This is a genomic window from Acinetobacter sp. NBRC 100985, from assembly GCF_000241225.1.
In the GTDB taxonomy this organism is placed as follows: Bacteria; Pseudomonadota; Gammaproteobacteria; order Pseudomonadales; family Moraxellaceae; genus Acinetobacter; species Acinetobacter venetianus.
In genome coordinates this window covers 21,490-28,504 of record NZ_BAEB01000037.1, presented here as the reverse complement: position 1 = coordinate 28,504, position 7,015 = coordinate 21,490, and the positions used below count along the sequence as shown (strand labels likewise).

Below are 7,015 nucleotides of genomic sequence, written 5' to 3'. Positions count from 1 at the left end.
AAATGCAGTTCAAAAGCAGATGAACGTTGCGAAACAGGCTCTATCAAAGAAATGCAGCTTTACTTTAAAGCTGGTGTAGATGGCTTCTTTACGGATGATCCTGCGATTGGTCGTAAAGCGGTTCAAAACTATTTATCAACTCAGAAACAATAATCTTGACTTAAAAGGGCAGTTAAACTGCCCTTTTCTTATTGGTGTGAAGCCGCGAATTGCTTTTGTTTTACTTGTTCCCATTGCCACCAACCATAAGCAGCTAATCCAACAAAAACTGCATACAAGGCCGCTGTTAAAAACAAATCCTTATAAATAAACATGCCCACATAAATAATATCGACAAAGACCCACAACACCCACGTTGCAATATGTTTTCGGCTCGTCCAATAAGTTGCGAGTAAGCTAAAAGCAGCAAGTTGAGAGTCTAACATCGGCACTGCCGCATCAGTAAAATGTTTTAATACCAACCCAAAGATTAATCCACCTATTGCGGCAATGAGCATTTGAATAATTACTATTTTGAAGGCAATCGGCTCAATCCGAATCTCGTGATCTTCACGTTTCCCTTTCAACCAATAATAAAAACCGTAGAAATTCATCACCATGAAGAAAAATTGCAGAATGGTCTCGCCATAAAGTTTATACGTATAAAAAAGATAACCATAGAGAACGAATGCCACGAAGTTAAACCACCAACACCACATATTACGTCTCACCGTCAATGCGACACCAATGATACTGATTACAACAGCAATAATTTCTAAAGGAGACAAAACAAAACTTCTATCTAAATCACATCACCACATTATGAAAAAAACCAAAAATTAAGCAATCCTAAAATTTATCTTCTGAATCATTCTATTTTTAACTTTATTCTCAAACACGACTATTTTTCAACCAAAGCTTATGCTATAAAAATCTAAATTCATTTTAAATATCACACATGTTGATCCATAGAGTTTCTTCTCAATATCCGACTCAATTCACCAATTGCATTTCAATCCATGCAATGTGGCGACGTGTCTGCATTTTTATGCGAGGAGACTTTGCAAACATAAATATGATGACAATTTAAATAAAACATCAATTGCAAAAAGGTCGCCTCAGTAGCGACCTTTTTTATTGCCTAAACATCTATTTTTTATAGTAAATCACTTTGTTAATACAGGAGAATTTCCATGTCAAAATTCCAGCAGAAGAACTTTATTCAAGCAACACAGGGACAACCGACTGTAGTATCTACTCACCCTCGCCTTGCTACAGTCGGTCAATTTCTTGCAGTCGTATTCATTTGGTCTTTTACACCCTTAGCAGCGGTAATGACTGTGCAAGAACTTCATTGGGCGTGGGGATTATTCCTACGATTTAGTCTCGCGATCCCTCTTGCATTGATTTGTCTATTTTATTTTCGACTTAAATTGATTGTGACTAAACAAGCGATGATCAGCTATGCAGCAGGTGCATTGGGCTTATTTGGTTCGATGTCTTTTTGCTATCTGGGTGCAACAAAAGTTTCATCAGGAATGATTTCTATTATTTATGGCACTGCGCCTTTGTGGACAGGCTTAATTTCTGTATTGATTTTAAAACGTGAGCATTTTTTACAAGGTCAATGGTATGGATTAACGCTAGCAATTGTAGGTTTATCTTTTACATTAGGAATTGGAACTGATGATATTCAACTCGATATGTTAGGCATTGGGTATGAAATTATTGCTGTTTTACTCTATGTTTTATCTATGTTTGCTGTGGCAAAGATTGGTGCTGAGATTCACCCCATTATTCAAACGACAGGTTCAACGCTAATGTCGTGGTTAGGTTATTTATGTCTGTTGCCTCTATTTATCTCAGAAGCACCAACTCATTTTCCGAGTATTCAGACAAGCTTAGCCGTATTGTACAGTGCCCTATTTTCCTCAGTTTTAGCCATGATTTGCTATTTTCATTTGATTCAAAAGCTCAATCCAACAACAGTGATGCTCATTACAATTCTTACACCTGTTTTAGCAACCATTTGGGGCATATATTTCAATAACGAACGATTAAGCTCACATCTGGTTATAGGATTAGTCTTTCTTTGCTTGGGATTATTCTTATATGCATATCGGAACAGACCAAAATATCTTTAACTCATCTAAAACTGGTAGGTCAGCAGAATGATCTATCAGTTGGTAGTATCTCTCACCTTGACACAGTAAACTAAATTGGCTTTTTCGAGATTTGCTCAAGGATGAAAGAATCTATGCGTCGTTATCTTTTATGGATTTGGTTTAGCTTATTTTTGGTTTTACAAGGTTGTGTTCATGCAACGATCCAACCAACGGCATATCAAAAACAAACAACTGAATTAAAACAACGCTATTATCAAGCCAAAACAACGACAGCTGATGGTACAGTCTTAGCCTTTACTGTATACCAACCTCAGTTAAAAGCAGGTCAAGATGCCCCTTTAATTATTCATACGCATGGTTTTGGTCTATCTCGCATGAAACGACCAGAAATGAGCTTGTATGGATTCTTACTTCCAACAGGACAAATCGCCAAGAAAGCATGGAAAGACGGCTATTGGGTGATTAGCTATGATCAACGTGGACATGGTAATAGTCAGGGCAAAATCCGTTTAACAGATCCTAAAAAAGAAGCTCAAGACGTTATTAGCATCATGAATTGGGCGGAAAACAACCTTCCTCAATTAGCAAAAAATCAAAATGGCGTTCGTGCAGGTATGATCGGCGAATCTTATGCTGGCGGCGTGCAATACCTTGCGTCCGCTCTTGACCCTCGCCTACAAGCGATCGTCCCGATTACGACATGGTATGACATCGTCAATAGCCTTGCACCAAATGGTATTCCCAAAAGTAATTGGATTAGCTTTCTTAATTTAATTGGTGATTGGTGGAACTGGAATAAATTTGATCCAGATCTAAAACAAGCCTATCTCGATACCCAACAAGGTCAGTTAAAAGCTTCGACCTATGACTTTTTAAAAACACATCAGGCCAGTTGGTTCTGTAGCCATAATCAAGCGCCTCAAGCAGATGCACTAATTATCCAAGGATTTAGAGATGTGTTGTTCCCCTTTAATGAAGGCGTTAAAGCAGCCCAATGTATGCAACAAGCTCATCATGAAGTTCATTTAATTGGTGTACAAGGTGGTCATTTACAACCATTCGCACAAAGCTCTCCTTCAGGTAACACACCATTTTGGTATATTGGGAAATCTGTCAGCTGTGGTAATAAGCAAAAATACGATCTACAAAAAACAGTGCTGGATTGGTTCAATCAAAAGCTCAAAGATCAAAATACAAATACTACTCTTCCTGAACTATGTGTAGATGATAGCCCCATTCAACATCTCGCTAATTTAGCTGCAACAGAGCAATACACTTTAACCAAAACATGGATTGAACCCACCACAACTCAAGCCGTGTTTATTCCCATTCATACTGCGACTGAATCATCTCAACTTACTGGCTCACCTCAACTCAAATTAAATGTGCAAACTACAGATCAAAGTACGCCGACATTGTTCATTTCGGTTGCTATCAAATCAAAAGCATCTGGAAAATATGACATTTTAAATGAACAAACAGCACCATTTAACTCCTCAAAAAAACAGGCTTATGATCAAATCGTATTAGGTACGACAACAGAACAAGAAATTGAATTGCCGAGCGTCAATGGACAGCTTAATCAAGGAGATACTCTAGGTCTGTTAATCAATACTGAAAGTATTTATTATCAAAGCATTCAACAGCCTAAAATTAAGGCATGGATTTCTGGAAAAATTATAATGCCTAAGCTTTGGAAATTAGAAAGCCCATAGTAATTATTATATTAAAAAATCGAGAGTGACATTTACCACTCTCGATTTGCAATCAACTCTTCCATTTCAATTTCTAGATAACCTGAATCCTGCACAACCATCATCATTGCCTCAGCAATATAGTCAGCAGCAGTATCATCTAAGCTTGAATCTAAGTCTTCAAATTGTGGTTTCATCTCATTGATTTCAATCATCGTCTGATGGGCAAAACGATAGATTTCTGATTCAGATAAATCAGCGCGACTCACTTTTTTTGAAAACTGGTGAATATGTTGTTTGACTTCAGCAACCAGAATATCGGGATAATATTCATCGTCAAACATTGGGAGAAGTAAACTTTCAAACATAACAAATAATATGTCAATAAAACGCCATGCTTATATCACAATCTCGTACAAATCACGATATTTAGACATAAAAAAGCGGTAGTTTCCGACCACCTTTATTATCGTATATGAAATGGATACATCTTCCGCTCAAATGGATAGATGAATTTATAAAATAAATCAAAAATTAAACTGATAATTCAACAGTATATTTTGATAATTGATCAAAAGTAATTGAAGCACCCCCACAAACAATCACCAGTACATCATCTGTTTCAGTGAACGCTATTTTCTGATCATAAAGCACTGATAAAGTAGCACCGCATGCTGGTTCAACCAGTGTCCGATGGTCATCTAAAAACTTTAGGCAAGCGCGTACAGTTTCCCCATCTGAAACTGTAAGTCCACGCACATCATTATTTTGAGAAACACGAAAAGCTTGTTCACACACTTTTTTTGCAGCGAGTGTCGTTGCAATACCTGTAACTTGATCTAGTGTGACATGCTCACCCAGTTGAATGGATGTGTTCAATGAAGCTGTTCCGACTGTTTCTATGGCGTAAATTGGAATATCCAGATGATGCTTTTGCAAGCCTTGTGAAATACCAGAAATTAGACTGCCACCACCAACGGACAACACAACGGCTGTAGGACGAATGCCTTCAGCAATCACCTCATCAACAATTTCAGCAACACCATCCCAAAGATACTGATGATCAAAAGGATGGATATAAACTGCATGATCATTTACAAAAGAAAGCGCAAGTTCATTGGCATCTACCCATGAATCACCATGAACAATAACCTCAGCACCCTCACTCAACATCAAGTCAATCGCTCTTTGATACGTTGTTTTTGGTACAACAACCGTTACAGGAATATTTAAAACTTTTCCCATGTAAGCAACTGAAATACCAGCATTACCACCAGATGAACTAATGAACTTGGTAGCCCCCTGTTCAACATATTTTTGGCAAGCATTTCCAATGCTTCGTTGTTTAAATGAACCCGTTGATTGTGAAGACTCCATTTTCAACCAAACATTGCAGTTATTTAATTCACTTAACTTACTGGATTTAATCAACGGTGTTTTCATATCAAATATCATTTCATGGTTATTAAATTAAAAATCATTTATGGTCGGTCTCAAAAGGAATCGACCATGTTGTATGACCAAAATATTAGTTTTGTTTGGCACTGAGACTCTTAGCAATTTTTGCAAGATCAATAAACTCTTCACGCATTTGATAAGGATCAGGTTTTGCTGATTGTTGGGCTAACTGAATAATCTGATCCCAGCCCATCGCACCATTGTACTGACCACCTTTTAATTGCTGAGCGTATGATGCAACGGCGATTGCAAAACGGGTGTCATTATTGGCTTGGGCGAGTGTTTTACTTTTCACATCAACCGCTTGACTCAATAAAATACTTTTTTCTTGATTTGGCAATTTATAACGTAAATTCACGAAAGCATATTCAGATTTTTTAGCAGTATCCGATTTTATAGGTGCTTGATAACGTGAGTCATTCAGCCAGCCTTGCTGACCGACAGGAATAATTTCATAGATCGCAGTGACATTATGCCCAGCGCCTATATCACCAGCATCAACCTTATCGTTATTAAAATCCTCTTGTTTCAACATACGATTTTCATAACCGACTAAACGATATTCTTTGACAGTTGCTGGATTAAACTCTACTTGTATTTTGACATCTTGGGCAACCGTTGCCAGCGTAGAAGACAGCTGACGTTGTACCACTTTTTTCGCTTCATTTTTGTTATCGATATAGCTGTAATTACCATCACCAGCATCAGCGATTTGTTCCATTAGCTCTTCATTGTAATTACCTGTGCCATAGCCGAGCGTTGTCAATGAAATACCACTTTTACGCTTCTCCGCGACCATGCCTTTTAAAGTATTAAAATCAGTAATACCTACATTAAAGTCGCCATCAGTCGCTAACAAAATTCGATTAATACCATTTTTAATAAAAGCTTTCTCTGCTGCTTTATAGGCCAATTGAATCGCCTGCTCACCAGCCGTTGCACCACCAGCTTGCAATTGATTAATCACACGTAAAATCTTATCTTTCTGCTCACCTGATGTCGGCTCAAGTACTAATTTTTCCCCACTCGCATAAGTGATAATCGTCACTTTGTCCTGTGGGCGTAATTGTTCAGTCAATATTCTTAAGGTTTGTTTAACCAATGGCAACTTATCTTCAGCACTCATACTGCCTGAAACATCGACAAGAAAAACTAAATTAGCAGGTGGTAATTGTTTCGTGCTTAAATCTTTGGCTTGAATCCCAATTTTGATCAACTTAGCACGCTCTTTCCACGGCGAATCAACTGTTTCAGTGGTCACAGAAAAAGGATGTACGCTATTTGGTTGCGGATATTGATAATCAAAATAATTAATCATTTCTTCAGCACGAATCGCATCAACTGGCGGTAACCTCCCATCATTCAAATAACGGCGAGTATTGGTATAACTCCCCGTATCAACATCAATGCTGAAAGTAGATATTGCATCATCAGCAACTCGATGAACTGGATTGACCTCATTCTTCTGGTACTTCTCAGTATTCTGTTCTAATCGCGGTCGCTCAATACTTGGCATTACAGCAACATAAGCTGTTGGAGCGATTAATTTACGGGAGCGATCTGCTCCAAAATTTGCAGTTGATACTGGTGCTGGTGCAAGCTCAGTAGCAATCCCACTATATTTAGCTGGGTTACTACATGCCACAACCATATAACTCAGTAGCGTTAACCCAAATACTTTTGTTGATTTTTGCATCTCTTATTTCCCCTAATTTTGTTTTGTATTTTCAAATAAATAGTCATATTGAGAGCATTGTA

The 7,015-nt window shown here is 37.8% G+C and carries 6 protein-coding genes and 1 pseudogene; 3 read left to right on the top strand and 4 right to left on the bottom strand.

Annotated features, from left to right (window positions below):
* A pseudogene (locus tag ACT4_RS16975) lies at window positions 1–153 on the top strand (glycerophosphodiester phosphodiesterase); the annotation flags it as partial.
* Window positions 154–188: 35 nt separating this feature from the next.
* Here ACT4_RS16975 and pnuC read toward each other — a convergent pair.
* Window positions 189–767 (bottom strand): nicotinamide riboside transporter PnuC, encoded by a 579-nt coding sequence (gene pnuC, locus ACT4_RS13705; protein WP_007483059.1) that lies wholly within the window; start codon window positions 765–767, stop codon window positions 189–191.
* A 405-nt stretch (window positions 768–1,172) separates the two neighbouring features.
* Between pnuC and ACT4_RS13700 the strand changes: the two genes are divergently transcribed.
* Both ACT4_RS13700 and ACT4_RS13695 read left to right on the top strand, forming a co-directional pair.
* Entirely contained in the window at window positions 1,173–2,123 is a 951-nt protein-coding gene (locus tag ACT4_RS13700; protein WP_007483057.1) for a DMT family transporter, read from the top strand.
* 113 nt (window positions 2,124–2,236) lie between these two features.
* Window positions 2,237–3,820, top strand: coding sequence for a S9 family peptidase (locus tag ACT4_RS13695; protein ID WP_007483056.1), 1,584 nt, complete (start codon window positions 2,237–2,239; stop codon window positions 3,818–3,820).
* Window positions 3,821–3,852: 32 nt separating this feature from the next.
* On the opposite strand, the gene ACT4_RS13690 is transcribed toward ACT4_RS13695, so the two are convergent.
* From ACT4_RS13690 to ACT4_RS13680, 3 genes are all read right to left on the bottom strand, one after another.
* A complete protein-coding gene (locus ACT4_RS13690) occupies window positions 3,853–4,167 on the bottom strand; it encodes a DUF5713 family protein (RefSeq protein WP_007483054.1) in 315 nt (104 codons plus the stop codon).
* A gap of 166 nt (window positions 4,168–4,333) precedes the next feature.
* Window positions 4,334–5,254, bottom strand: a complete 921-nt coding sequence (locus tag ACT4_RS13685; protein WP_081107108.1) for a pyridoxal-phosphate dependent enzyme — start codon at window positions 5,252–5,254, stop codon at window positions 4,334–4,336.
* 73 nt (window positions 5,255–5,327) lie between these two features.
* Entirely contained in the window at window positions 5,328–6,953 is a 1,626-nt protein-coding gene (locus ACT4_RS13680) for a VWA domain-containing protein (protein WP_007483051.1), read from the bottom strand.
* Window positions 6,954–7,015: the final 62 nt, after the last annotated feature.

Excerpts from the sequence above, each read along its gene's own strand:
- ACT4_RS13690 (WP_007483054.1), bottom strand. The coding sequence starts at position 4,167 with ATGTTTGAAAGTTTACTTCTCCCAATGTTTGACGATGAATATTATCCC.
- ACT4_RS13700 (WP_007483057.1), top strand. The coding sequence starts at position 1,173 with ATGTCAAAATTCCAGCAGAAGAACTTTATTCAAGCAACACAGGGACAA.
- ACT4_RS13680 (WP_007483051.1), bottom strand. The coding sequence starts at position 6,953 with ATGCAAAAATCAACAAAAGTATTTGGGTTAACGCTACTGAGTTATATG.
- ACT4_RS13685 (WP_081107108.1), bottom strand. The coding sequence starts at position 5,254 with ATGATATTTGATATGAAAACACCGTTGATTAAATCCAGTAAGTTAAGT.
- ACT4_RS13695 (WP_007483056.1), top strand. The coding sequence starts at position 2,237 with ATGCGTCGTTATCTTTTATGGATTTGGTTTAGCTTATTTTTGGTTTTA.